This window comes from Saccharopolyspora oryzae, from assembly GCF_027853915.1.
Taxonomy (GTDB): domain Bacteria; phylum Actinomycetota; class Actinomycetes; order Mycobacteriales; family Pseudonocardiaceae; genus Saccharopolyspora; species Saccharopolyspora oryzae.
In genome coordinates, this window is the sequence record NZ_JAQGLA010000057.1 from 23,610 (window position 1) to 48,607 (window position 24,998).

At 71.5% G+C, this 24,998-nt stretch carries 21 protein-coding genes; 18 read left to right on the forward strand and 3 right to left on the reverse strand.

The window, feature by feature from the left end; translation table 11 throughout:
* Window positions 1–13: 13 nt before the first annotated feature.
* Genes OU415_RS26445 through OU415_RS26465 form a run of 5 tightly spaced genes read left to right on the forward strand, consistent with a single transcriptional unit; the run spans window position 14 to window position 4,143 of the window.
* The gene (locus OU415_RS26445; RefSeq protein ID WP_270951954.1) at window positions 14–628 is read left to right on the forward strand and encodes a glucose-6-phosphate isomerase family protein; all 615 of its coding nucleotides are present in this window, start codon (window positions 14–16) and stop codon (window positions 626–628) included.
* The gene (locus OU415_RS26450) at window positions 625–1,263 is read left to right on the forward strand and encodes a bifunctional 4-hydroxy-2-oxoglutarate aldolase/2-dehydro-3-deoxy-phosphogluconate aldolase (protein ID WP_270951955.1); all 639 of its coding nucleotides are present in this window, start codon (window positions 625–627) and stop codon (window positions 1,261–1,263) included. The genes OU415_RS26445 and OU415_RS26450 overlap by 4 nt, the downstream gene beginning before the upstream one ends.
* Window positions 1,260–2,201, forward strand: a complete 942-nt coding sequence (locus OU415_RS26455) for a shikimate dehydrogenase family protein (RefSeq protein WP_270951956.1) — start codon at window positions 1,260–1,262, stop codon at window positions 2,199–2,201. Before OU415_RS26450 ends, OU415_RS26455 begins: the two co-directional genes overlap by 4 nt.
* Window positions 2,198–3,130, forward strand: a complete 933-nt coding sequence (locus OU415_RS26460; RefSeq protein ID WP_270951957.1) for a phosphoglycerate dehydrogenase — start codon at window positions 2,198–2,200, stop codon at window positions 3,128–3,130. Before OU415_RS26455 ends, OU415_RS26460 begins: the two co-directional genes overlap by 4 nt.
* The gene (locus OU415_RS26465) at window positions 3,127–4,143 is read left to right on the forward strand and encodes a zinc-dependent alcohol dehydrogenase family protein (RefSeq protein WP_270951958.1); all 1,017 of its coding nucleotides are present in this window, start codon (window positions 3,127–3,129) and stop codon (window positions 4,141–4,143) included. Before OU415_RS26460 ends, OU415_RS26465 begins: the two co-directional genes overlap by 4 nt.
* A 4-nt stretch (window positions 4,144–4,147) precedes the next feature.
* Here the strand turns inward: OU415_RS26465 and OU415_RS26470 are convergent, their stop codons facing one another.
* Window positions 4,148–5,065 (reverse strand): SIS domain-containing protein, encoded by a 918-nt coding sequence (locus OU415_RS26470; RefSeq protein WP_270951959.1) that lies wholly within the window; start codon window positions 5,063–5,065, stop codon window positions 4,148–4,150.
* Window positions 5,066–5,283: 218 nt separating this feature from the next.
* Between OU415_RS26470 and OU415_RS26475 the strand changes: the two genes are divergently transcribed.
* The gene (locus OU415_RS26475; RefSeq protein ID WP_270951960.1) at window positions 5,284–6,651 is read left to right on the forward strand and encodes a sugar porter family MFS transporter; all 1,368 of its coding nucleotides are present in this window, start codon (window positions 5,284–5,286) and stop codon (window positions 6,649–6,651) included.
* A 74-nt stretch (window positions 6,652–6,725) separates the two neighbouring features.
* On the opposite strand, the gene OU415_RS26480 is transcribed toward OU415_RS26475, so the two are convergent.
* On the reverse strand, window positions 6,726–7,505 hold the full coding sequence (locus tag OU415_RS26480; RefSeq protein ID WP_270951961.1) for a GntR family transcriptional regulator: 780 nt from the start codon (window positions 7,503–7,505) through the stop codon (window positions 6,726–6,728).
* Between the two features lie 345 nt (window positions 7,506–7,850).
* Between OU415_RS26480 and OU415_RS26485 the strand changes: the two genes are divergently transcribed.
* From OU415_RS26485 to OU415_RS26505, 5 genes are all read left to right on the forward strand, one after another.
* Window positions 7,851–8,882, forward strand: a complete 1,032-nt coding sequence (locus tag OU415_RS26485) for an ABC transporter substrate-binding protein (RefSeq protein ID WP_270951962.1) — start codon at window positions 7,851–7,853, stop codon at window positions 8,880–8,882.
* 3 nt (window positions 8,883–8,885) lie between these two features.
* Window positions 8,886–10,403 (forward strand): sugar ABC transporter ATP-binding protein, encoded by a 1,518-nt coding sequence (locus OU415_RS26490; protein WP_270951963.1) that lies wholly within the window; start codon window positions 8,886–8,888, stop codon window positions 10,401–10,403.
* A gap of 49 nt (window positions 10,404–10,452) precedes the next feature.
* Window positions 10,453–11,514: an ABC transporter permease gene (locus OU415_RS26495; protein WP_270951964.1), complete on the forward strand. Its 1,062-nt coding sequence runs from the start codon at window positions 10,453–10,455 to the stop codon at window positions 11,512–11,514.
* 91 nt (window positions 11,515–11,605) lie between these two features.
* Window positions 11,606–12,529, forward strand: a complete 924-nt coding sequence (locus tag OU415_RS26500; protein ID WP_270951965.1) for a saccharopine dehydrogenase NADP-binding domain-containing protein — start codon at window positions 11,606–11,608, stop codon at window positions 12,527–12,529.
* Window positions 12,526–13,437: a phosphotriesterase family protein gene (locus OU415_RS26505; protein ID WP_270951966.1), complete on the forward strand. Its 912-nt coding sequence runs from the start codon at window positions 12,526–12,528 to the stop codon at window positions 13,435–13,437. Before OU415_RS26500 ends, OU415_RS26505 begins: the two co-directional genes overlap by 4 nt.
* A 26-nt stretch (window positions 13,438–13,463) precedes the next feature.
* Here the strand turns inward: OU415_RS26505 and OU415_RS26510 are convergent, their stop codons facing one another.
* Complete coding sequence (locus tag OU415_RS26510; RefSeq protein WP_270951967.1) at window positions 13,464–14,354, reverse strand: MurR/RpiR family transcriptional regulator; 891 nt, start codon at window positions 14,352–14,354, stop codon at window positions 13,464–13,466.
* An 84-nt stretch (window positions 14,355–14,438) separates the two neighbouring features.
* Here OU415_RS26510 and solA point away from each other — a divergent pair, with 84 nt between their 5' ends.
* The 7 genes from solA (at window position 14,439) to OU415_RS26545 (ending at window position 24,960) form a co-directional block, all read left to right on the forward strand.
* The gene (gene solA, locus OU415_RS26515; protein WP_270951968.1) at window positions 14,439–15,581 is read left to right on the forward strand and encodes an N-methyl-L-tryptophan oxidase; all 1,143 of its coding nucleotides are present in this window, start codon (window positions 14,439–14,441) and stop codon (window positions 15,579–15,581) included.
* Window positions 15,582–15,698: 117 nt separating this feature from the next.
* Window positions 15,699–17,759, forward strand: coding sequence for a hydantoinase/oxoprolinase family protein (locus OU415_RS26520; RefSeq protein WP_270951969.1), 2,061 nt, complete (start codon window positions 15,699–15,701; stop codon window positions 17,757–17,759).
* Window positions 17,759–19,423 (forward strand): hydantoinase B/oxoprolinase family protein, encoded by a 1,665-nt coding sequence (locus OU415_RS26525; protein WP_270951970.1) that lies wholly within the window; start codon window positions 17,759–17,761, stop codon window positions 19,421–19,423. The genes OU415_RS26520 and OU415_RS26525 overlap by 1 nt, the downstream gene beginning before the upstream one ends.
* Before the next feature lie 26 nt (window positions 19,424–19,449).
* Entirely contained in the window at window positions 19,450–20,685 is a 1,236-nt protein-coding gene (locus OU415_RS26530; RefSeq protein ID WP_270951971.1) for an MFS transporter, read from the forward strand.
* An 81-nt stretch (window positions 20,686–20,766) separates the two neighbouring features.
* Window positions 20,767–22,272, forward strand: coding sequence for an alpha/beta hydrolase domain-containing protein (locus OU415_RS26535; RefSeq protein ID WP_270951972.1), 1,506 nt, complete (start codon window positions 20,767–20,769; stop codon window positions 22,270–22,272).
* An 82-nt stretch (window positions 22,273–22,354) separates the two neighbouring features.
* The gene (locus tag OU415_RS26540; protein ID WP_270951973.1) at window positions 22,355–23,833 is read left to right on the forward strand and encodes a peptide MFS transporter; all 1,479 of its coding nucleotides are present in this window, start codon (window positions 22,355–22,357) and stop codon (window positions 23,831–23,833) included.
* A gap of 29 nt (window positions 23,834–23,862) precedes the next feature.
* On the forward strand, window positions 23,863–24,960 hold the full coding sequence (locus tag OU415_RS26545; protein ID WP_270951974.1) for an NAD(P)/FAD-dependent oxidoreductase: 1,098 nt from the start codon (window positions 23,863–23,865) through the stop codon (window positions 24,958–24,960).
* Window positions 24,961–24,998: the final 38 nt, after the last annotated feature.

Consider the following 24,998-nt stretch of genomic DNA (forward strand, 5'->3'; position numbering starts at 1 on the left):
GAAAGGTGTTGTGATGACGGAACTCCGTTCGGTGCCCGAGCCGGGCTCGCTGCTCGTCGGTACCGACGGTGCGCTGACCGGGCGCACCTCCGTGTACGAGAAGCGGCTCGGCGACATGGGCGGCGTGTACCGGGACGAGTCCGCCTACCGCGACCTGCTCGCCGAGCTCGGCCCGGACCACCTGGTCTACCGGGTCGAGGAGCACCGGTGCGCGGAAGGTCCGGGTGCGCTGACCATCGGCACGTCGACGATGCAGCCGGGGCGCGTCGGTGCGGAGTACGCGGTCACGCGCGGCCACCTGCACGCCGTCCCCGACCGCGCCGAGCTCTACCACTGCCTGAGCGGAAACGGCCTGCTGCTGCTGGAAACCCTCGACGGTCGCAGCGAAGCGCTCGAACTCGAGCCCGGCCGCGCGGTGCACGTCCCCGGGCACTGGGTGCACCGCAGCGTCAACACCGGCGACGAACCGCTCGTCACGTTGTTCTGCTACAACACCGACGCGGGCCAGAACTACGACCTGATCGCCCAGGCGGGCGGGATGGCCTCGCTGGTCGTCGAGGACGGCGAAGGCGGGTGGACGCTGCGGCGCAACCCGGACCACGTCGGCTACCCGGGGGCGGTCGCGTGAGCGTGCTGACCGAGCTCGGGACGATCCGGGTCGTGCCGGTCGTCGAGATCGAGAACGCGGACGACGCGGTGCCGCTGGCCCGCGCACTGGTGGCGGGCGGCCTGCCGGTCATGGAGGTCACCTACCGCACGAGCGCGGCGCGGACCGCGATCGAGCGCGTGGCGGCCGAGGTGCCGGAGATGATCGTCGGCGCGGGCACGCTGCTCAGCCCGGCCAACGTCACCGATGCCGCCCAGGCCGGCGCGCGCTTCGGCGTGGCGCCCGGATGCGGTGGTGGAGTGCTGGCGGCGGCGCGCGAGGCGGGCCTGCCGTTCGTGCCCGGCGCGGTGACGCCCGCCGAGATCATGGACTGCCTCGCCGAGGGCTGCGACGTGGTGAAGTTCTTCCCCGCGGGCAGCTACGGCGGGCTCGGCACCCTGCGATCGCTCGCCGGACCGTTCTCGGCCGCGGGCGTGCGGTTCGTGCCGACCGGCGGTGTGTCGCCGGACAACCTCGCCGACTACCTCGCGCACCCCGCGGTCCTGGCCGTGGGCGGGACTTGGATCGCCCCGCGCAAGGACATCACCGCCGGGAAGTGGGCCGAGATCACCGAACGGGCGCGCGCCGCGGTGCAGGTCGTGGAGGCGGCCGCATGAGCCTGGAACTGCCGCCGCCCGCGAGCCGTCCGACGCTGTACTTCATCGGGGTCACGACGAAGAGCTCGTCGATCCGGACGGTCTTCCCGCGCTGGGCCGAGCACCTCGGGATCGACGCCGTGCTCGAGGGCATCGACCTGCCGGTGCACGCGCCCGCCGAGGACTACCGGCGCGTCGTGGAGTTCCTGGCCGCCGGCGAACTGGGCCGCGGCGCGCTCGTGACCACCCACAAGCTCGACCTGTTCACCGCCTGCCGCGACCTGTTCGCGCGGGTGGACCCGCTCGCCGAGCTGATGCACGAGGTGAGCTGCCTGTCCACATCGGACGGTGTGGTCGCGCACGCCAAGGACCCCATCTCCGCGGGGCTCGCCGTCGACGCGGTGGCGCCTCCCGGCTACTGGAGCTCCAGCGGTGCCGACGTGTTCCTGATCGGTGCGGGTGGCGCGGCCATCGCGCTCAGCTGGTACCTGAGCCGGTCCGGCCGCGGCGCCGACCGGCCGCGCCGGATCGTGGTGTCCGACCGCGACCCGGATCGCCTCGACGCGCTGAAGAAGGTCCACGCCGAAGCCGGCACGGACGTGGCGATCGAGACCGCGACCACGCCGGAGCCGGGCGACAACGACCGCGTGCTGGCCTCCCTGAGCCCCGGATCGCTGGTGGTCAACGCGACCGGGCTGGGCAAGGACGCGCCCGGGTCCCCGCTGACCGACGGCGCGACCTTCCCCCGGGACGCGCTCGCGTGGGACCTCAACTACCGCGGCGAACTGCGGTTCCTCGACCAGGCCCGCGCGGCCGGGCACGTCGGCGTCCACGACGGCTGGGTGTACTTCCTGCACGGCTGGACCCAGGTGATCTCCGAGGTCTTCGGGATCGAGATCGCCACCCGCGGACCGGAGTTCCAGGCGCTGTCCGACCTCGCGGCAGGAGCGCGGCGATGAGCGGGCGGATCCTGGTCACCCCTCGCTCCCTGACGGCGGCCGGGCTCGACGCGGTGCCCGAACTGGCGCCCCTGGCCGAAGCCGGGTACGAGCTGGTGCCGGGGCCGGCGGGGAAGCTGCCGTCCGAAGAGGACCTGCTCGCGCTCGTCCCCGACTGCGCGGGCTGGCTCGCCGGGGTCGAGCGGATCACCGACCGGGTGCTCGACGCGGCGCCGGAGCTGAAGGTGATCAGCCGCAACGGCGCCGGAACCGACGGGATCGACCTGGATGCGGCAACCGCCCGCGGCGTGCGCGTCGAGCGTGCCGTCGGGGCCAACGCGCAAGGCGTGGCGGAGCTGGCGATCGTGCTGGCCATGTCCGCGCTGCGGCACGTGCCGTGGTCGGCGGCGTCGGTGCACGAGGGCGGCTGGAACCGCTACCAGGGACGGGAATTGGCCGACGTGACCGTCGGCGTGTTCGGGCTGGGGGAGATCGGGCGGCGGGTCGCCGGGGCGTTCCGCGCGCTCGGCGCCGACGTCGTCGCGCACGACCCGTTCTCGTCGTTCGAAGGTGCGGAACAGGTGGAGCCCGCGGAGCTGGTGCGCCGCAGCGACGTCATCACCCTGCACTGCCCGCCGCCACCCGACGGAAAGCCGCTGATCACGGCCGACCTGCTGGCCCGGGCGCCGAGAGGCGCGGTCCTGATCAACACCGCGCGGTCGGCGCTCGTCGACGACGCCGCGGTGCTCGCCGCACTCGACGACGGCGGGCTCACGGCTTACGCGGTCGACGCGTTCGACACCGAGCCACCGGAGCTGACCCCGCTGCTGCGGCACGAGCGCGTGATCGCCACGCCGCACGTCGGCGGCTACACCGGGGCCAGCGTGCGTCGGGCGACAGCGGGTGCGGTGGCTAATCTGCTGTCCGTTCTGAAAGGAGGAGCCGCGTGAAGGCTGTCGTCTACGACGGACCGAAGTCGTTCCAGATCACCAGTGTTCCGGATCCGGAACCGGCGTCGGACGAGGTGCTGCTCCGGGTGGTGCTGGCCGGGGTCTGCGGCACCGATCTGCACCTGCACGAGGGCGAGTTCGGCCCGACCTACCCGCTGATCCCCGGGCACGAGATCCTCGGCGAGGTGGTGCGCACGGGGGACGCGGTGACCGGTCTGCGACCGGGGCAGCGCGTGGTCCTGGACAACACGACCCGGTGCGGTGAATGCGCGGCCTGCCGCCGCGGAATGGGGCACTTCTGCCGGAACCTCGCGGCGCAGGGCGTGAACCGGCCCGGCGGGTTCGCCGAGTACGTCACCGCGCGGGCGGCGAACTGCTTCGCGGTCGACGACCTGCCCCCGGAGACCGCGGTGCTGGCCGAGCCGCTGGCCTGCGTCGTGCACGGCCTCGACCGGGTGGCGCTGACGCCCGGATCCGACGTCGTGGTGTTCGGCGCTGGGCCGACCGGCCTGCTGCTGGCGCAGCTCGCCGCGCACTCCGGGGCCGGTCGGGTGACGGTGGCGGCTCCGACGCCGGCGAAGCTGGCCAAGGCAGCGGAGTTCGGCGTGGACCGCACCGTGCGCCTCGACCGGTCCGACCCGTCGGCCGGGCTCGCCGAACTGCGCGCGCTCGCGCCGGAGGGCTTCGACGTCGTGGTGGACGCGACCGGCGCGGTGTCGGTGCTGGAGGAGACCTTCGGCCTGGTCCGCGAGGGCGGGACGATCGTCGTGTACGGCATGGCCGCGGAGTCGGCGAGCTGGCCGGTGCCCGCCTACGAGGTGTTCCGCCGCGAGCTGACGATCATCGGGTCCTTCGCGCAGCTGCACGGGATCGAGCGGGCACTGCGGGTGCTGCGCTCGGGCCGGGTGCGGACCGACGGGATGATCACGCACCGGTTCTCGCTCGACGAGTACCCGGACGCGTTGGCGGCGGTGGCCGACAGCAGCTGCCTGAAGGCGGTTCTGGCGCCCTGACGGGCTATTCGGGTCGGGACGCGGCGGGGGGTCGCGTCCCGGCCCGCATCGCGGTCAGCTCCTCCTTCATCCGCTGCAGGCGGACCAGGTGCTCCGGCGGGCGGCGCAGCGCGACCCCGGTGGCGAGCACGTCGACCACCACGAGCGCGGCCAGCCGGCTCAGCGTCGGCGTGTAGAAATCGGTGTCCTCGAAGGTCTTCACGACCAGCGGCACGTCGGCCAGCTCCGCCAGCGGGCTCTGCTCGCCGGTGATCCCGAGGACCTTCGCACCCTGCTCCTGAGCGGCCGCCGCCACGTCGAGCACGCTCTGCGTCCGGCCGGTGTTCGACAGCGCCACCATGACCGTGCCGGGCCCGGCCAGCGACGCGGCGATGAACTGCTGGTGCGCGTCCACGGGTGCGGTGCACGGGATGCCGAACAGCGGGAACTTCTGCTGGGCGTCCTGCGCGACGATCGACGACGCGCCGAACCCGACGAACACCGCCTCGTCCGCCTCGACCAGCAGCTCCACGGCCTGCTCGATCTGCGCCGTGTCGAGGGCGCGGCGGGCCCGGTCGAGGCTGCTGATCGACTGGTCGAACACCTTCGTGATGAGGGTGGGCACGGATTCGCCGGGTTCGATCGCGCTGTGCGTGGCGGGCAGCCCGAGCGCGACGGTCTGCGCGAGTTCGAGCTTGAACGCCTGGAAGCCGCGGGCGCCCATCGCGGTGCAGAACCGCATCACCGTCGGTTCGCTCACGCCCGCGCGTTCGGCCAGTGCCGCCATGCTCAGGTGCACCACGTCGCTGGGGGAGGCGAGCACGGCTTCGGCGACTTTGCGCTCGCTGCGGCGCAGCTCGCCCATGCGCGTCGCGATCGCTTCGAGGAGCGGGACCTTGCTGTTCTGCGATTCCTCGTCCGGCTGGTTCGCCGCCACGTTCACCCGTCGTCCCCTCGTCGGCGTTGTCGGTCGGGACCAGCCTAGTCCAGCTGATGTAGTGATACTACGAGAAACCGCGCGGCAATTCGGACATCTCGTCGCGCCGCCTTGACATCCTGTACGGACAGGAGGTCTCATCTCTCGCGGTTCGACAGTTGCCCGTGGGGCGCTGTCCAGCGTCGGTGCCCGCACCGGGCCCGCCTTCTCCTGGAGCCTCGTCCATGACTTCACCTGTCCTCGACCGATCGAGAGCATCGTCCCGGCGGCGCGCCGGGGTGTTCGGCGCCGCCGCGATCTCGGCGCTGGGCGGCTTCCTCTTCGGCTACGACCTCGGGATCATCTCCGCCGCGCTGCTCTACATCACCCCGCAGTTCCAGATGTCCGAGATCGGGCAGCAGGTCGTGGTCGCGGCGATGCTCGCCGGCGCGATCGTGGGTGCGCTGACCGGAAGCCCGCTGACCGACCGCATCGGCCGCAAGCGGACGCTGCTGGTGCTTTCGGCGGTGGCGGCCGTCGGCGCGGTCGCGTGCGCCGCGGCGCCGGGCTTCGGTGCGCTGGTGGTGGCGCGGTTGGTCCTCGGCATCGCCATCGGTGCGACGTCTTCGTGCGTTCCCGCCTACATCGCCGAGATCGCCGCCCCGCACATCCGCGGTCGACTGGTGTCCAGCTTCCAGCTGATGGTCACGGTGGGCATCCTGGCGTCCTACGTGGCCGGTTACGCGCTGGCCGACGCGGCGGCGTGGCGGTGGATGCTGGCGCTGGCCGCGATCCCGGCCGTGGTGATGTTCTTCGGGCTGTTCCGGCTGCCGGAGAGCCCGCGCTGGCTGCTCGCCCGCGGTCGCGTCGACGACGCCCGCCGGGCGCTCGCCCGGACGTTGCCCGCCGACGAGATCGAGTCCGAGATCGCGGCCATCTCCGCGGCTGCGGAAGCCGAGCGGGGACTGACGTACCGGGACCTGTTCGGCGCCCGGCTGCGGCCCGCGGTGCTGATCGGGGTCGGCGTGGCGGCGACCAATCAGCTCGTCGGCGTCAACGCGGTGATCAGCTACACGCCGACCCTGCTCACGCAGGCGGGCTTCGGCGACTCCTCCGCCCTGCTGTCCTCGGTGGGCATCGGCGCCGCGAACATGATCTGCACCCTGATCGCGCTGCTGCTCATCGACCGCGTCGGCCGGCGCCCGCTGCTGCTGGGCGGCACCGCGGTCGTGGTGCTCAGCCTGCTGTTCCTGGGCGCGCTGTACCTGCTGCCCTCGCAGTCCGGCGTCGTGGGCGGTCTGCTGGTGGCGGGCCTGATCCTCTACATCACCGCGTTCTCGGTCAGCCTCGGCATCTCGATCTGGCTGATCAACAGCGAGATCTTCCCGACCCGGGTGCGCGGCAAGGCCTCCGGCCTCGGCTCCCTGACGCACTGGGGGCTGGACTTCATCATCTCGCTGACCGCGCTCAGCCTGATCCAGCTGATCACGCCCACCGGGCTGTTCTGGGTCTACGCGCTGTTCGGCCTCGTCGGCCTGGTGTTCTTCGCCAAGCGCCTGCCGGAGACGAAGGGCCGCACCCTGGAGGACATCGAATCCTCGCTGCGCCGCTGAGGTTCCCGCAGCCGACAATGTCCTTCGTGGACGGTCCCGCTCGCCGCTCACCTCCGTGGGCGGCGAGCGGCTTGCTAGGCGGTGACGCGCATCAGGGTGTTGGGGCTGCTCGTGGTCGAGCTCTCCAGGTCGACGTCGAACCGGCTGCGGTCGCCGCGGTGGAACGCCACGAACATCTCCACCGGGCGGTCGTCGACGCCGAAGCTGGTGCTGCGCAGCAGCAGAACCGGATCCCCGTCCGGGATGTCCAGGTCGGCGGCGAGCTCGGCGCTGGCCTTGGTGGCCTCGACCGACCGCCTGCCCCGCTTGAGCTGGACCCCGTAGTGCTGCTCGAGCAGGGTGTACAAGGACTGGGTGGTGAGGTCCTCGTGCTCCAGCCCGGGCGCGATGTGGTGCGGCAGGTGGGTCACGGTGAACACCCAGGGTTCGTCGTCGACGAACCGCAAGCGCTCGATGACGATCACCGGGGAGCCCGGCGCGAGGTCCAGGTCGGCGGCGATCTGCTCGTCGGCCGGGACGACCTCCATCCGCCGCACGTCGCTGCGCAGCGACGACCCGCGGGCTGCGACGTCCGCGTAGAGGCCGGTGAGGGACCGGACGAGCCCTTCGGCGATCTTCGGCTTCGAGACGAACGTGCCTCGCCCCTTGATGCGCTCGATGACGCCTTCCGCTTCGAGGTCCGCAAGCGCCTGGCGCACCACGGTGCGCGAAACGTCGTAGGTCTCGCAGAGCTCGTGATCGCCGGGCAGCCGATCGCCGGGTGACATGCCGCGCCGCTTGATGTCGCTGACCACGATCTGCTTCAGCTGGTGGTAGAAGGGCAGCGGGGACGAGCGGTCGATACGTGTCACCATGTCATGAGAGGATATCAGGACTCCCGCCCCGGGCCGGCTGACTCGCCGGGGCGATCGCCGCTCTGCGCAGCGCTCATCGCCGTGAGAGCTACCGGCATCGAAATCATCTCCAGCACGTCTGACGCGCGAACCGATATCAGTGATCTCCGAGGTCTTGACATCCTGTCATGACAGGACGACAGTTAAGCCACTTCTGGTCCGAAGAGGGCTCCGGCTGGGCGCTCGAACGCGGAAGCGGTGGGCGCGTGCTGCGAGGCGAGGGCGCGCCGCGCCACGTGCCGTTCCAGCCCGAGGCCCGTCGCGGGCTGAGCCGGATTTCAGCGAGTTAGTGAACGAGGAGCTGCAATGGCGCGCATACGGTTCGTCTCGTCCGGTGTCGCGGCCGCGATCGCGGTGGTCGCGGTCGGTGCCGGGCTGGTCGGCGGGAAAGCGGCCTTCGGGCCGTCCGCGGCGGGTGCCGGTTCCGGCACCAGCGGGGTCGCCGGGACCAAGGTCGACGTGATCACCAAGGCGACCGACTCGGAGTTCTGGCAGTCGATGCTGGCCGGATCCGAGAAGGCCGGCGACGACCTGGGAGTCGAGCTGGGACTGTTCGGCCCCACCTCGGAGACCGACATCGACCAGCAGGTCAGCCTGGTGGAGAACTCGATCGCCCGCGGGGCCAAGGCGATCGTGCTCGCCTCGAACTCCTCCACCGCGCTCAACAGCGCGGTGGACCGGGCCAGGGCGCAGGGCATCAAGGTGATCACGGTGGACAACTCGATCACCACCGCCTCCGAGGGCTTCATCGGCACCGACAACGTCAAGGCCGGCCAGCAGGCCGGGCAGCGGATGTGCGAGCTGCTCACCGCGCAGGGCAAGGAAGCGGGCAAGATCCTGCACGAGAGCTCGACCTCCGGCCAGCAGGTGCTGACCGACCGGCTGACCGGGTTCACCTCCGGGCTCGCCGAGAAGTGCCCGCAGGCGAAGGTCGTGCAGACCGCGGTCAACGACAACGACCTGAACAAGGCCGTCGGCCAGGTCAACGACGCCATCACCGGAATCCCGGACCTGGCGGGCGTTTTCGCCGACAACAACACCTCCGGCACCGGCGCGGCGCGCGCGGTCGCCGAGCGGGGTGCGGCCGACCGGCTCGCGGTGGTGGCGTTCGACTCCGACCCGGCCGAGGTCGAGGGCGTGCGCAACGGATCCGTCGACGCGATCCTGGTGCAGAACCCGTTCTTCTTCGGCTACCAGGGCGTGGTGGAAGCGGCGATGTCCGCCGCGGGCAGCACCCCGCCGGTGAACCTCGACCCGGGCGCGGTCGTCATCGACAAGTCCGATGTGGACAAGCCGGAGTACGCCCAGCTGCTCGACCCGCCGAAGACCAAGGGCTGAGCGATGGCCGACACCGCAGTGATCAGCCTGCGCGGCGTGCGCAAGACCTACCGCGCCGTGACCGCGCTGGACGGCGTGGACCTGGAGGTCCTCCCCGGCGAGGTGCACTGCCTGGCCGGGGAGAACGGGGCGGGCAAGTCGACCCTGATCAAGATCCTCACCGGCGCGGAGACCCGCGACGCGGGGGAGTACCTGGTGGCCGGGGAGCCGATGCGCCCGGTGCTCACCCCCTCGGCGGCGCGCGATGCCGGGGTCGGCGTCGTCTACCAGGAGCTCAGCCTGCTGCCGGAGCTCACCGTGTCGGCGAACCTGTGCATGGGGCGCTTCCCGTCCCGCGCCGGGTTCCGCGATCTGCGGCGGCAGCGCGAGATGGCCACCGCGATGCTGTCCCGGGTGGGGCTGGCCGACCTGGACCCGGAAACCCGCGTGGCCGAGCTGCCGACCGCGACCCGGCAGCTGGTGGAGATCGCCCGGGTGCTCGGCCAGAACGCGAAGCTGGTGATCTTCGACGAACCGACCACCGCGCTGTCCGAGCAGGAAGCCGCGGCGCTGCTCGACCGGATCCGCGCGCTGCGCGACGAGGGCGTGGCCGTGCTCTACGTCAGCCACCGCATGGAGGAGATGTTCGCCATCGGCGACCGGGTCACCGTCCTGCGCGACGGCAGGCTGGTGGCCACCGAACCGATGGCCGAGCACACCGAGGACACCTTGGTGCACGCCATGGTCGGCCGGAACATCGAAAGCCTCTACCCGGGCGAGCGGGCCGAGCCCGGGGACGTCCGCTTGGAGCTGCGCGGGATCCGGCCGGTCGGCTTCGACGAGCCGGTGGACCTCTCGGTGCGGTCCGGGGAGATCCTCGGCCTGGCCGGGCTGCTCGGCTCGGGACGCAGCGAGCTGCTGCGGGCCGTGTTCGGCGCCGACCCCGTTCTGGCCGGCCAGGTGCTGGTGGACGGCCAGGCGGTCGACACCTCCTCGCCGCGGGCGGCGGCGCGCAGCGGGATCGGCCTGCTGACCGAGGACCGCAAGGAATCCGGGCTGATGCTCGGGTTGAGCATCGAGAAGAACGTGGCCATGGCCAGCATCGGCTCGGTCAGCTCGCTCGGCGTGCTGCGCCGCGGCAAGGTGCGCGACCACGTTTCCGCCGCGGCCGACGGGCTGCGGGTGAAGTTCGGCGACTGGACCGACCCGGTGTCCTCGCTCTCCGGCGGCAACCAGCAGAAGACGCTGGTCGCCCGGTGGCGGGCGACCGGTGCCAAGGTGCTGCTGCTCGACGAGCCGACCAAGGGCGTGGACGTCGGCGCGAAGGCCGACATCTACCGGGTCATCGCCGAACTGGCCGCCGCCGGGCTGGCCGTCGTGGTGGTGTCGTCCTACCTGCCGGAACTGCTCGGCCTGTGCGACCGGATCGCCGTGGTCCGGCAGCAGCGCATCGCCGGGTACCTCGATCCGGCAGAGGCCACCGAGGAGGACGTGCTGCACCTGGCCAGCCCCGTCGCCGCCGGCGCGCAGGAGACCTCATGAACCGGGAACCGAACGGGCGCGGGCGCCCGATGAGAACACAGGAGATGCGATGACCGACGTCGCAAGCGCCCCCGCGCCTTCCGCGGCGGGCGGGAAGCGCAAGCGCAAGTCCAAGCCGGAACCGGCCGATTCGGAGATCCTGCGGCTGAGCCACCTCTTCGACCGCGGGTTCGGCGGCATCCCGGTGCTGCTGCTGATCGCGTTCGGGCTGAGCCTGGCCACCGACTCGTTCCTGAGCGGGACGAACCTGGACAACCTGGGCCGCCAGGTGTCGATCTACGCGATCATCGCGGTCGGGCAGCTGCTGGTGATCCTCACCGCCGGCATCGACCTGTCGGTGGGTTCGGTGGTCGGCCTGGCCGGGGTGGTCGCCGCGACCGCGGTGTTCGAGACCACCGGTGGTCTGCCGGTGGCGCTGTCCGTCGTCCTCGCGCTGATCGTCGGCGCAGGCGCCGGGTTGATCAACGGCGTGCTGGTGGCGGTGCTGCGGATGCCGCCGTTCATCGTCACCCTGGGCATGATGGGCATCGCCCGGGGCGCGACGCTGCTGCTGACCGACGGCCGCACGGTGCAGCCGCTGCCAGCGGAGTTCACCGCGATCGCCGGCGGCTCGCTGTTCGGGGTGTCCAACCTGACCTGGCTGATGCTGCTGGTGACGGTCGTGATGGCCTGGCTGCTGCGGCGCACCGTCTGGGGCCAGTACGTCTACGCCGTCGGTTCGAACGTCGAATCCGCCCGCCTGACCGGTGTTCCGGTGCGAGCGGTGCTGCTGTCGGCCTACGCGCTGTCCGGGCTGCTCGCCGCGTTCGCGGGCGTCCTGCTGGCTTCCCGGCTGGGCAACGGTGTTCCGACCTCGGGTACCGGCTACGAGCTGCAGGCCATCGCCGCGTGCGTCATCGGCGGGGCCAGCCTGTTCGGCGCCAAGGGCACCGCGCTCGGCGCGCTGGTCGGTGCCCTGGTGGTCGGGTTGCTCAACAACGGCGGCACGCTGCTCGGCGTCGACCCGTTCTGGCTGCAGATCGCGATCGGGGTGCTGATCCTGATCGCGGTGGGCGCGGAGAACCTGCGCGGCGGGAAGTCGCGCGGCCTACCCGGGATGGCGGGGAAATGAGCGGCGCTCCTGAGGCCGTAGACCGCATGGGCACCGGCGCCTCCTCCGGCCGCACGCCGGAGCGTCCCGCACAGATCGAGGAGAAGACCGCATGACCAAGCTGAACGACGACGCGGCGATGGGTTTCGTCGGCGTGAGCACCGGGGAGTCCTCGATCCGCAAGGTCTTCCCGGCCTGGGCCCGGGTGCTCGGACTGCCATCGGACCAGTTGGTCGGCTTCGACCTCCCGGTCGGGGCCAGCCGCGAGCAGTACCGCGAGGTGGTCGGCGCGATCCAGGGCGACCCGGGGCTGCGCGGAGCGCTGATCACCACGCACAAGATCGGGGTGCACGACGCGGCCGGGGACATGTTCGCCGAGCTGGACGAGTTCGCCGGTCTCTGCGGGGAGATCTCCTCGGTGTCCAAGCGGGGCGACGCGCTGGTCGGGCACGCGAAGGACCCGATCACCGCCGGACTGTCCATTGAGGAGTTCCTCGCCCCGGACCACTTCGCCAGGACCGGCGCGGACCTGCTGTGCCTCGGCGCGGGCGGGGCCGGCACGGCGATCGCCTGGTACCTGGCGCGCCGCGACGACCGGCCGCGCCGGATCGTGTGCACCGACACCGACGAGCACCGCCTGGCCGAGCTGGTCGAGGTGCTGCGCCGAGGCGGACTGGACACCGACGACGTCGTGGCGGTGGTGGCCGACGGACCCGCCGACGAGCTGGTCGCGGCGTGCCCGGAGGGCAGCCTGATCGTCAACGCCACCGGTCTCGGCAAGGACCGGCCCGGTTCGCCGCTGTCGGACGAGGTCCGGTGGCCGCGCAACGCCGTCGTGTGGGAGCTGAACTACCGGGGGAGCCTGGAGTTCCTGCACCAGGCCCGGGCGCAGGAGGAGTCGGCGCAGCTCACCGTGGTGGACGGCTGGCGGTACTTCATCCACGGCTGGTCGCAGGTGATCGCGGAGGTCTTCGACCTGGAGCTGGACGAGCAGACCGTCGGCGAGCTCGCGGCGGCGGCCGAGGCGGTGCGATGACGGTCCGCACCGTCCTCGGCGACGTACCTGCGCAGGAGCTCGGCCGCACCGACTACCACGAGCACCTGTTCCAGGTCACGCCGTTGCTGCCGGGCGACGAGCTCGACGACGAGCAGCGCAGCGGGCAGGAGGCGCAGCACCTGCGCGAGGCCGGGATCGAGGCGATGGTCGAGGCGACGCCGATCGGCCTCGGCCGGGACCCGGCCGGGATGGCCCGCATCGCCGAGCGCACCGGCCTGCACGTCATCGCGACCACCGGCGCGCACCGGCAGGCCCACTACCCGGACGACCACCCGCTGCTGGCCGGCACCGAGGAGGAACTGGCCGAGCGGTTCACCGCCGACCTGGTCACCGGCATGTCCGATGTGGACGGAGTGCGCGCCGGGCTGCTGAAGGCGGGGATCGGCTACTGGTCGATCACCGCCTTCGAGCACCGGGTGCTGGCCGCGGTCGCCGCCGCGCACGCGGCCACCGGAGCGCCGGTGATGGTGCACCTCGAACACGGCAGCGCCACCTTCGAGGTGCTCGACGAGCTGGGCTCCCACGGTGTTCGGGCTGATCGGGTGGTGCTCGCGCACGCCGACCGCAACCCGGACCCCGGCCTGCACGCCGAGCTCTGCGCGGCCGGGGCCTACCTCGGCTACGACGGCATCGCCCGGCACCGCGACTGGCCGGACTCGGTGGTCCTGGACTGCCTGCTCGGCACCGCCGAGCGCGGCGGTGCCGTGCGCCGGCTGCTCGGCGGCGACGTCGCCCGCCGCAGCAGGTACCGCGCCTACGGCGGGATCCCGGGGCTGGAGTACCTGCCGAAGCGGTTCCTGCCCCGGCTGGTCCGCGAGTTCGGCGCCGCCCACGCGGACGCGATCATGCGCGCCAACCCGGCCCGATTGCTCGACTGGCACGCGTGAACCCCGCCCCGGCTGCGGGGAGGGGTTCACAGCTCGGGCAGGTGGCTGATGTCCAGGTTCGTGCCGGCGATCTCGGTGCGCAGTTCGTTGAGTCGCTGGTACTGCTGCACCGCCGAGGTGCGCTCGGCGGCGGCGAGTTCCAGCACGAGGGCGTGCACGATGGTCAGCGGGGCGATGAGCTCGTTCGCCGCGCCCTCGGTGGAGTCGGGCAGCGGTAGCACGGTGCCAGCCCGGGTTTCGCGGGCCTCGTCGATGGCTTCGGTCAGCAGCACGCTGCGCGCGCCGATCCGGTGCGCGTGGTCGAGGACGATGCCGATCTCGCGGAACACCCGCAGCGGTGCGATGACGGCCACCGCGTGCCCGGGTTGCAGGCGCAGCAGGTCGTCGGCGAGGCGGAATCCGGTCGCGGTCCAGGAATCCGCCGGTTTACCCGCGCGTCGCAGGCCCAGCGCCAGGTGGTCGGCGATGGCGGCGCTGGGGCCGATTCCGTAGGTCCAGATGTGCTCGGCCTCGTTGAGCGCTGCGACGGCGTGCGACCAGTCGGCGCTGTCGATGAGCGCGGGCACCTCGCCGAGGAGGGCCAGTCCGGCGTCGATCACGGGTTGCAGCACGCCGTGCTCGGGGTGCAGCCGCTGCACCCGGTGGTCGAGGACCTGCGCGGGGTCGCGGCGGCGGGCCAGGTGGTCGACGAGGCTGCGCTTGAGGTCGTTGAGCCCGTCGAAGCCGAGCTTGCGCGCCGTCCGGATGACCGTCGCATCGCTGGTGCCGGTGACTTCCCCGAGCTTGGCGGCCGAGGAGATCGCCGCCTCCTCGGGATGGCGTTGCAGGTAGTCGGCCACCGCTCGTTCGCCGCTCGCGAGCCCGCCCACCCGGTTTCGGATGCGCTGCCCCAGCGACTCGGTTCGCGAAGTGTTCACGTTGTCCATTGTGCCTCCACGAAGTGAATGCTACGTTCCTGGGCTAGTGGAGCCAAGGGTTCCCGACCTCCTGCGGAGACCGTGATGAAACCAGTTCAGCAGTCGAGCGTCGCAGTGATCGGAGTGGGCACGATGGGCAGCCAGCTGCTGCACCGGCTCGCCGCCGACGGCCTCGCGGTGACCGGCTTCGAGCAGTTCGGCATCGGCCACGAACGCGGTGCGGCCGGTGGTGAGACGCGCATCTTCCGCGTCGCGTACAAGGAGGGCGGTGATTACGTCCCGCTGCTGCGGGAAGCGCGCGCGGCGTGGCAGGAGCTCAGCGCCCGCGCGGGTGTCCCGCTCTTCGAGCCCTGCGGTGCGATGACCATCGGATCTGCCGAGGACGCCGACGTGCGCACCGTGGTCGACGTGACCGAGCAGTGGGGCCTCGACGTCGAGCGGCTCGACCACCGGGAAGCCGCTCGCCGGTTCCCGCAGCACCGCCTCTTCCCGGACGACGTCGTGCTGCTCGACCGCCAAGGCGGCCTGCTGCACCCGCAACGCGCGATCGCCGAAACGACCCTGCTCGCCGAGAAAGCCGGAGCGCAGCTGCACACCGGCACCACCGTCGAGGACGTCGTCGACCACGGCGACGGCGTCGCCGTGCACTTCCGCCGCGGTGACGAGATCCAGGTCGCGGAGTTCGACCAGGCGGTCGTGTGCACCGGGCCGTGGATCACCCGGAGCGTGCCGATGCTCGCTCGCGAGGTCGAGATCCGGCGCGCCGTGCTGTGCTGGTTCGAGACCGCCGAGGGCTGGGGACCCGCGCACTTCCCGGTGGGAATCCGGCGCAGCGGCGGGGAGAACACCTTCTCCTTCTTCCCGGACGTCGGCGGCGGGGTGAAGGTCAACCTGCACGTTCCGAAGTCCACAGTGGACGACCCGGACCTGCTGGATCCGGAGGTGGCTCCGGACTACGTCGCCAGGGTGTCCGCGGCGGTGTCGAGCTGCCTGCGCGGACTGCCGTCGCGCCCCGCCGCGGTGCGGACCTTCATGGAGGGCTACACCGCGGACAACCACGGCATCATCGGCCGCGACCCGGACCGGCCGAACGTGCTGGTGATGGGCGGCTTCTCCGGTCACGGCTTCAAGTTGGCACCCGTGTTCGCCAGGGCGGCCGCGGAACTGCTGCGCACCGGTCGCACCGACGTGCCGATCGACCACTTGTCGCTGTCCCGCCTCCGCTGAGGCGGACCGGCCCCTCCTCCTAGCTACCCGCGCAGCCCTGGTGCAGCGCGGCACCTCGTCCGCCGTCCCGGTCCGGGACGGCCACACCGCTCGCTCGAACGACCCTTGGGGAATGCCATGCTGCGCATCGGTATCGACGTCGGCGGCACGTTCACCGACGTGACCGCGCTGGACACGTCCACCGGCCTGTTCCACGTCCACAAGCTGCCGTCCACCACCGACGACCAGTCGATCGCCGTCGCCGACGGCGTCCGCGCGGTGCTGCGCCTGGCCGGTGCCGACCCGGCAGAAGTCGGCTACCTCGGCCACGGCACCACCGTGGCCACCAACACCGTGCTGGAATCCAACGGCGCCCGCACCGCCCTGGTCACCACCGCAGGTCTGCGCGACATCGTGGAGATCGGCCGCCAGCAGCGCCCCGACCTCTACGACCTGGACGCCGACAAGGCGCCACCTCTGGTGCCGCGGTCCCAAGTGCACCCGGTGGTGGAGCGGATGTCGGCCGAGGGCAAGGTGCTCGAACCGCTCGACGCCGACGACCTCGCCGCGGTGATCGACCGGGTGCGAGCCGATGAACCCGAGGCCGTCGCGGTGTGCTTCTTGCACAGCTACCGCAACGCCCACCACGAGCTGGAGGTGGCGGAACGGCTGCGCGCGGCGCTGCCCTCGGTCTACGTGTGCGCCTCCGCCGAGATCGCACCGGTCTTCCGCGAGTTCGAGCGGTTCTCCACCACCGTGGTCAACGCCTACGTCGGCCCGCGGATCAACCGCTACATGTCGCGGCTGGCCGAGCGGATCCGCTCCACCGGCGTGCCGGTCGAACCCAAGGTGATCGGTTCCAGCGGCGGCATGATGTCGTTGGCATCGGTCGGCCGCTACCCGGTCACGACGCTGCTGTCCGGGCCGTCGGCTGGCGTGGTCGCCGCGTCGCAGGTGGCCGGCCAGGCGGGCTTCGGCGACCTGATCACCTTCGACATGGGCGGCACCAGCACCGACGTGTGCCTTGTGCGGGACGGTCGAGCGCTGGTGTCCGCGCAGCGGCGCATCAACGACCGCCCGGTGCGCACCCCGTCGCTGGACATCCACACCGTCGGTGCCGGCGGCGGCAGCATCGCCCGGGTCGACACCGGTGGGGCGCTGGAAGTCGGCCCCAGCAGCGCCGGATCCCAGCCCGGACCCGCCGCCTACGGCCGCGGCGGGGTCGAACCCACCGTCACCGACGCCAACGTCCTGCGCGGACGGCTGAACCCGGAGCACATCCTCGGTGGCGCGCTCGCCGTCGACCACCCGGCGGCGGCGCGGGCGGTGGACCGCATCGCCACCGCGATGGGCACCGACCGGGCAGCGGCGGCACGCGGCATCGGCCGGATCGCGGCGGTCAACATGGCCGGTGCGGTGCGCAAGGTCTCGGTGGAGGCCGGTGAGGACCCGCGCGACTACGTGCTGGTCGCCTTCGGCGGCGCCGGACCGCTGCACGCCGTCGAGGTCGCGCGCGAGGTCGGCATGAGCACCGTGCTCGTACCGCCGAACCCGGGAACGCTGTGCGCGCTCGGCCTGCTCGTCACCGACATCCGCACCGAGTTCGCCAAAGCGGTGCTGGCCGACGTCGCCGACAGCGACCTGGACAAGCTCAACGAAGCGCTGCACGAGGTGCACGGCGCCGCCGCGGACTGGCTCGCCGCCGAAGCACCCTCCGATGTGGACACGACGATCACCGGTGTGGCCAGGATGCGCTACGCCAGGCAGAACTTCGAGCTCTCCGTGACCTTGCCGCAGCAGGTGATCGACGCGGCGAGGTTCGACGCCGCCGCGCTCGCCGAGCTCACCGCCGCCTTCCACGACCAGCACACCAAGAGCTACGGCTTCGCCCACCACGACGCCCGGGTGCAGATCGTGGAGGTGCAGCTGACCCCGGCGGCAGTGGTGGACAAACCCGAACTTCCCGCCGTCGAAGGGGGAACCGACCCCTCCGGCGCGCTGCTCGGGCACCGACCGGTGGACTTCGACGACACGGGCGAGCTCGACACCCCCGTCTACGACCGGTCGGGTCTGCGCGCGGGCACCGTGCTGCCCGGCCCCGCCATCGTCGAACAGCTCGACACCACCACGGTCATCCCCCCGTCGTCCACCGCGCGCGTCGACCGCTGCGGCAACCTGATCATCGAACTGGAGCAGTGATGAGCACTCCCGATCCGATCACCGTGCAGGTCATCGGCGCGTCCCTGGTGACCATCGCGGAGGAGATGGGCGCGGTGCTGCGCCGGGCCAGCTACTCGACGAACATCAAGGAGCGCTCGGACTGCTCCACCGCGCTGTTCGACGAGCACGGCAAGCTGGTCGCTCAGGCCGAGAACATGCCGATCCACATGGGATCGATGACCGGCCTGATCGACTCGCTGGAAGCCTCCGCGCTGACCGCGCGGCCCGGCGACGTGTTCATCACCAACGACCCCTACCACGGCGGCGGCACCCACCTGCCGGACATCACGATGGTCAAGCCGGTCTTCGACGGTGGTGAGCTCCTCGGCTACAGCGCCAACATCGCGCACCACTCCGACATCGGCGGCCGGGTGCCGGGCAGCAACGCGGGCGACTCGAACTCGCTGTTCCAGGAAGGCCTGCGGATCCCGCTGGTCAAGTTCGCCACCGACGCCGGGGTCGAGCAGGCACCGCTGGCGTTCGTCGAGCTCAACTCGCGACTGCCGCAGGAACGGCGCGGTGACATGCTCGCCCAGCTCGCGTCGGTGGAGGTGGGGGAGCGGCGGCTGCGCGAGGTGCACCAGCGCCACGGCCGCGAGACCGTCCGCGCTGCGACCGCGCACCTGCTGGAGCACTCCCGGAAACGGCTGTCGGCGGCGCTGCTCGAAGTCCCGGACGGCACCTACCGGTTCCGCGATCGCATGGACCCCAGCGACGGGCCCGCCACCGAGATCGTGGTGGCCATCACCATCGCCGGCGACCGGGTGTCGCTGGACTTCGACGGCACCGGACCGCAGAGCCCGGTCGGCATCAACGTGGTGCGCCCGGCGCTGGAAGCCACCGTCTACTACGCCTTGAAAGCGGTGCTGGACCCGGGGATCCCGCCCAACGGCGGGTTCTTCGACGCCGTCGGGATCAGCGCGCCGCACGGCAGCATCGTCAACCCGATCGAGCCCGCGCCGGTCACCGCCCGCACCGACACCTGCCAGCGGGTCGCCGACGTCGTGCTGGGCGCGCTGGCCGAGGCGGTACCGGAACGCGTGCCCGCGGCCAGCCACAGCACCGTCACGTACGTGACGTTCTCCGGGGAGCACGACGGCGAGTTCTTCGTCTACCCGGAGGTGGTGGCCGGTGGTGGCGGCGCCCGGACCGGCAAGGACGGCATGGACGCCGTCCAGGTGCACATCACCAACTCCTCGAACCTGCCGATCGAGGCGCTGGAGCAGGAGTACCCGCTGCTGGTCGACACCTACGAGCTGATCCCCGACTCCGGCGGCGCGGGCACCCACCGCGGCGGCCTCGGCGTCCGCCGGGACGTGCGGATCCGCTGCGACCACGCGGAGTTCTCCGCGCACGCCGACCGCCAGGCGTCCCGCCCGTGGGGCCTGCAGGGCGGTCAGGACGGCAGCCCCGGGCGGTTCGTCATCAACCCCGGCCGCGCCGATGAACGCCAACTGCCGGGCGGCCGGATCTCCGGGGTCCAGCTGCGGGAAGGCGACGTGCTCCGGGTGGAAAGCCCGGGCAGCGGCGGCTACGGCGACCCCGCGCAGCGCTCGCCGGAGCAGGTGCGCGAGGACCTGCGCAACGGTCGCATCACCGAACGAGCGGCACGCGAGCACCACGGATTCACCTCGGCCGACTGACTCCTGGCACCGATTGGAGCGCAGGCATGACGACAGCACCGACCGTATCCGCACCTCCGGACAGATCCCTGGTCCGCCGCGTGACCTGGGCGACCTGGTCGGGTTGGGGCCTGGACGGCTTCACCAACCAGATGTTCCCGCTGGCGCTCAGCGGCATCATCGCCACGCTCGGCCTGACCACCGCCCAGGGCGGTCTGGCCACCTCCAGCGCGCTCATCGCCTCGGCAGTGGGCGGCGTGGTCGGCGGACGCCTGGCCGACCGGTTCGGCCGGGTCCAGGTGCTGGTCCTGGTCATCGCCGCCTACGCCCTGTTCACCGGCCTGACCGCGACCGCGCAGAACTTCGAGCAGCTGCTGATCTGGCGCACCCTCGAAGGGTTCTTCTTCGGCGCCGAGTGGCCGGTGGGCGCGGCGCTGATGGCCGAGTACGCCGCGCCGGAGCGGCGGGGCCGAGCGCTGGCCTGGATCCAGTCGGCGTGGGCGGTCGGCTGGGGCGTGGCCAACCTCGCCTACGTGCTCAGCCACGCGTGGCTGCCCGAAACCCTCGCCTGGCGGGTGATGTTCGCCGTCGGCATCCTGCCGGCGGTGGTGGCCCTGCTGATCCGGCGGAACCTGCGCGATGTGCCGACGGTCCGGGTGCGGCGCGAACCGCGGCAGAAGGGCGCGTTCGGCGAGCTGTTCGCGCCGGGACTGCGCAAGTACACCGTGCTGGGCACCCTCTTCGGCGCCACCGGACTGGCCAGCACCTACGCCCTGCAGACCTGGATCCCCCTCTACTTGAAGGAAGAACGCGGCCTGAGCGTGAGCAGCACGGCGCTCTACATCTGGTTCATGATCGTCGGCAACTGGCTCGGCTACGTGCTCGGCGGGCACGTGCACGACCGGATCGGACGGCGCTGGGCGTTCACGCTCTTCTACCTGGGCACGGCGGTCTTCGGCTTCCTGTTCATGGCCGTCCCCGTCCAGGCGCTCTGGTACAACCTGCTGCTCGCAGCCGTGGTCGGGTTCTTCATCTCGGCGCAGGCATCGGGCAAGGGCGCGCTGTTCACCGAACTGTTCCCGGCACGGGTGCGCGGGACCGGGGCCGGGATCACCTACAACGTCGGCCGCGGCGTCGCGGCGTTCAGCCCGGCCCTGATCGGCTGGGCGTCGGACGGCATCGGTCTGGGCAGCGCCATCGTCGTGGTCCTGCTCGTCTGCACAGCGCTGACCGTCCTGTTCGTCTGGCTGCTCCCGGAGACCAGGGGCCGAGTGCTCGACTAGCTGATTTCGCCAGGTCGGAACAGGTCACCGACACCACCTGATCGGACAGAACTCGACACCCGCGGAAGAACTGAGGGTTCCATGAAGAGATTCCTTCCCAAGACCAAGCGCAGGTCGCTTCCCGTTGCGGTTCTGGGCGCCCTGACCGCTGCCACGCTCCTGTCCACGATGGCCTCGGCCGCCGAGCCGCCCGCGGCTCCTGCGGCGGAGCAGGCACCGTCGACCACGGATGGTGGAGCCCTGGCGGCGGCGCAAGTTCCGGTGCCGACCGTCACGGGGCCGATCCCGGCGGCGATGCCACCCGGGACCGACCTCACGCACAACTACCCCCAGCTGGCCGCGGAACCCGGCTTCGACCTGTCCCGGCGCGGATACGTCGAGGAGGAGTACTTCTTCGGCGGGAACGCGACGCGCTACGACACGCCGCCGATGGCCGACGGCGTCGCGCTGTCCACCGGGAACCCGTACCAGACCAGGATGATCGTCCGGCGCCCGGAGGACCCCGCGAAGTTCAACGGCACCGTGATCGTCGAATGGGTCAACGTGACCTCGGGCTACAACCTCGACGTGCACTGGCAGGAATCCCGCGACTACCTGACGCGCGAGGGCTACGCCTACGTGGGGGTGTCGGCGCAACGCGTCGGCGTGCAGGAACCGCCCTACGGCCTGACCGCGTGGAGCCCGGGCCGCTACGGCGCGCTCGACGTCACCGCGGGTGGCACGATCACCGACGACTCGCTGTCCTACGACATCTTCTCCCAAGCCGGACAGGCCGTTCGGACGAACCCCGCCGTCCTCGGCGGACTTCGACCGGCCACCGTGCTGGCCGTCGGCCAGTCGCAGTCGGCGTCGCGGCTGGCGCTGTACTACAACTCGATCCAGCCGCTGGCCCAGGTGTACGACGGCTTCATGCTCTTCGTGGGCAGCGGCGGCCCGTTCCGGACCGACATCCCCGCGAAGCTGATGCGGATCAGCACCGAGACCGAGGCCGTCCTGAACCGGACGCCGGAGCAGCCGGATTCCGGGGTTCTCCGGACGTGGGAGATCGCCGGTGCATCGCACGTCGACTACTGGTTCATGATGGACCGCATGCTGACCGCCGCGCGCGACGGCCTGAAGCCCTTCTCGTTCGCATGCGACCGGCAGCCGCTGAGCCACGTCGAGGTGAAGAGCGTGCTCAACGCCGGGTACCAGCACCTCGTCAACTGGGTTCGCCACGACCAGCAGCCACCCACCGCGCAGCCGATCCGGACGACACCCACCCCGACCGGCAACGTGATCCCGCGCGATGAGAACGGACTCGCGTTCGGCGGCATCCGGCTGTCCGAAGTGGACGCGCCGACCGCGACCAACGACGGCGAGAACTCCGGGCAGGAGCTCTGCCGCCTGTACGGATCGCACCGGCCCTTCACCGCGGAGAAGCTCGCTTCGCTGTACCCGACCCACGACGCCTACGTGCGGGCGGTGCGCAGCGTGACGAACAGGAACCTCCAGCAGGGCTTCGTCCTCGCGCACGACGCCGGCGAGATCGTCCGCGACGCCGAAGCTTCCCGCGTCGGGACGTCGAACCCGCGTCCGGTCCCGTAACGACCACCCGAGATCGTCGGCCGTCCGGCACCGGACGGCCGACGATCCCCTGCCGGTACGCGCCATCCACCGAGAGGCGGTCATGAGCGAACAGACGAAGGTTTCCCCTAGCGACAGAGGGTTCTTCGGCCACCCCCGCGGGCTGGCCACGTTGTTCTTCCTGGAGATGTGGGAGCGGTTCTCCTACTACGGGATGTCCGCGATCCTGCTGTACTACCTGTACGACCAGACCTCCGACGGCGGGCTCGGGCTGGAGAAGCAGACCTCCTCGGCGCTGGTGTCGATCTACGGCGCCCTGGTGTTCATATCCGGCGTCCTCGGGGGCTGGGTGGCCGACCGGTTGCTGGGCATGCGCCGCGCGGTCCTGCTGGGCGGCGTCCTGATCATGTGCGGTCACATCGCGCTGGCGCTACCCGGCGGATTACCAGCGCTGCTGGTGTCGATGCTGCTGATCGTGGTCGGCACCGGACTGCTGAAGCCGAACGTGTCCAGCATGGTGGGGGAGCTGTACTCGCCGACCGACAACCGCCGCGATGCCGGGTTCTCCCTGTTCTACATGGGCATCAACCTGGGTGCCTTCATCGCGCCGTACCTGGTGGGCACGCTCGGGCAGCAGGTCGACTACCACCTCGGGTTCGTCCTCGCGGCCATCGGAATGGCGGCGGGGCTGGTGGTGTACGCACGGGGGCGGAGCCGGCTCGGGCAGTCCGGGGACGCGCCGACCAATCCGCTGCGGTCCGGTGAGCGGCGCCAGGTGGCGATGCGCGCAGCCGCGGGCACCGCCGTGCTGGTGGTGGTTCTCGTGGTGCTCGGCGTCGCCGGGGCTTTGACCGTCCAAGCGCTGATCAACGCCGTGACGGTCCTCGCGGTGGTGCTGCCGGTGGCGTACCTGATCATGATGCTGCGCAGCCCGCACACCGATGCCGTGGAGCGGTCCCGGTTGATCGCCTACATCCCGCTGTTCATCGGCGCGGTGTGCTACTGGGTGGTCAACCAGCAGTCCGGCTCGGTGCTGGCGCAGTTCGCCGACACCCGGACCGACCTGGAGATCTTCGGGTTCGCGGTGCCGTCCTCGTGGTTCCAGTCGCTGAACCCGATCGCCACGCTCCTGCTGGCCCCCACCTTCGCCTGGCTGTGGATCAAGCTGGGGGACCGGCAGCCCGCGACGCCGCGCAAGTTCGCCACCGGGCTGCTGCTCGGCGGGGCGTCGTTCGTGCTGATGGCCGGGCCCGGTCTGCTCCACGGCGTGGATGCGCCGGCCAGTCCGTGGTGGCTCGTCGCGAGCTACTTCGTGGTGATCTGCGGATCGATGTGCCTGTCGCCGGTGGGGTTGTCGGCCACCACCAAGCTCGCCCCGCGTGCTTTCCTGGCGCAGATGATGAGCTTGTGGTTCCTGGCTTCCGCCGCGGCGCAGGGCATCAACGCCCAGCTGGTGCAGTTCTACCGCGCGGAGACCGAAGTCGGGTACTTCGCCGGGGTCGGGGCGGCGGTGATGGTGGCGGGAGTGGTCATGCACCTGATGACGCCGTGGGTGCAGCGGCGCATGGCCGGTGTGCGGTGAGAAGTCGGTCGAACCTGGAGGAGCGCGAGATGCGAGTGGTGGTCGTCGGCAGCGGCATCGTCGGTGCGGCAGCCGGTTACGAGTTGGCCAGGGCCGGGGTGGACGTGGTCCTGGTGGACTCGTCGAACCCGGGTCGTGCGACGTCCGCCGGTGCCGGGATCATCTGCCCCTGGTCGTCCAGAGTGGACGATCCCGAGTGGTACCGGTTCGCGGTCGCCGGGGCGGAGTACTACCAGGAGCTGCTGGCGGCGTTGGAAGCCGACGGGGAGACCGAGCTCGGCTACCGCCGGGTCGGCTCGTTGCGGCTGGTCGCGGCGGACGAATCGGAGGAGGCGTTCCGGCTCGTGGCCGAGCGCGCCGCGAAGTCCCCGATGGCCGGCGAGGTGGAGCTGATCAGCGCGAGCCGTGCCCGCGAGCTCTTCCCGCCGCTCGAGCACGACGGCCCGGCGATCCACATCCCCGGCGCAGCGCGCCTGGACGGTCGGTCGGTCCGCGATGCGATGCGTCGCGCCGCAGCCCAGCACGGGGCTCGGCTCATCAACGGCACGGCCGCGATCGTCGCCGACAGCGCGGTCCGCGGGGTGCGGGTCGACGACGTGTTCGTCGAGGCGGATGCCGTGATCGCGGCATCCGGTGCTTGGTCGCCGCAGCTGCTGGAACCGATCGGCGTCCAGGTGCGGGTCGTGCCGCAGCGCGGGCAGATCACGCACCTGCGGCTGCCGGGCGTGGACACCGCGAACTGGCCGGTCGTGCTGCCGCGGTCGCGGCACTACCTCCTGGCCTTCGACGACTCGCGGGTCGTGGTCGGCGCGACCCGCGAGGACGACGCCGGCTTCGACCACCGGCTGACCGCCGCCGGGATGGCGGAGGTGCTCGGTGAAGCGCTGTCGGTGGCGCCAGGACTGGCCGGTGCCACCCACGTGGAGACCCGCATCGGGTTCCGCCCGATGGGACCCGACATCCGGCCGCTGCTCGGCGCGGTCCCGCAGGTCGCCGGTTTGGTCGTGGCCAACGGGCTGGGGGCGTCCGGTCTGACCATGGGCCCGTACGCGGGTTCGGTCGCGGCGCGGTTGGCCCGCCAGGTCGACCCGGGGTTCGACCTGGCGCCCTACGACCCGCTGCGCTGAGAGTCGCGGGCATGCGGCCCGCGGGCCGGTCCCCCCGG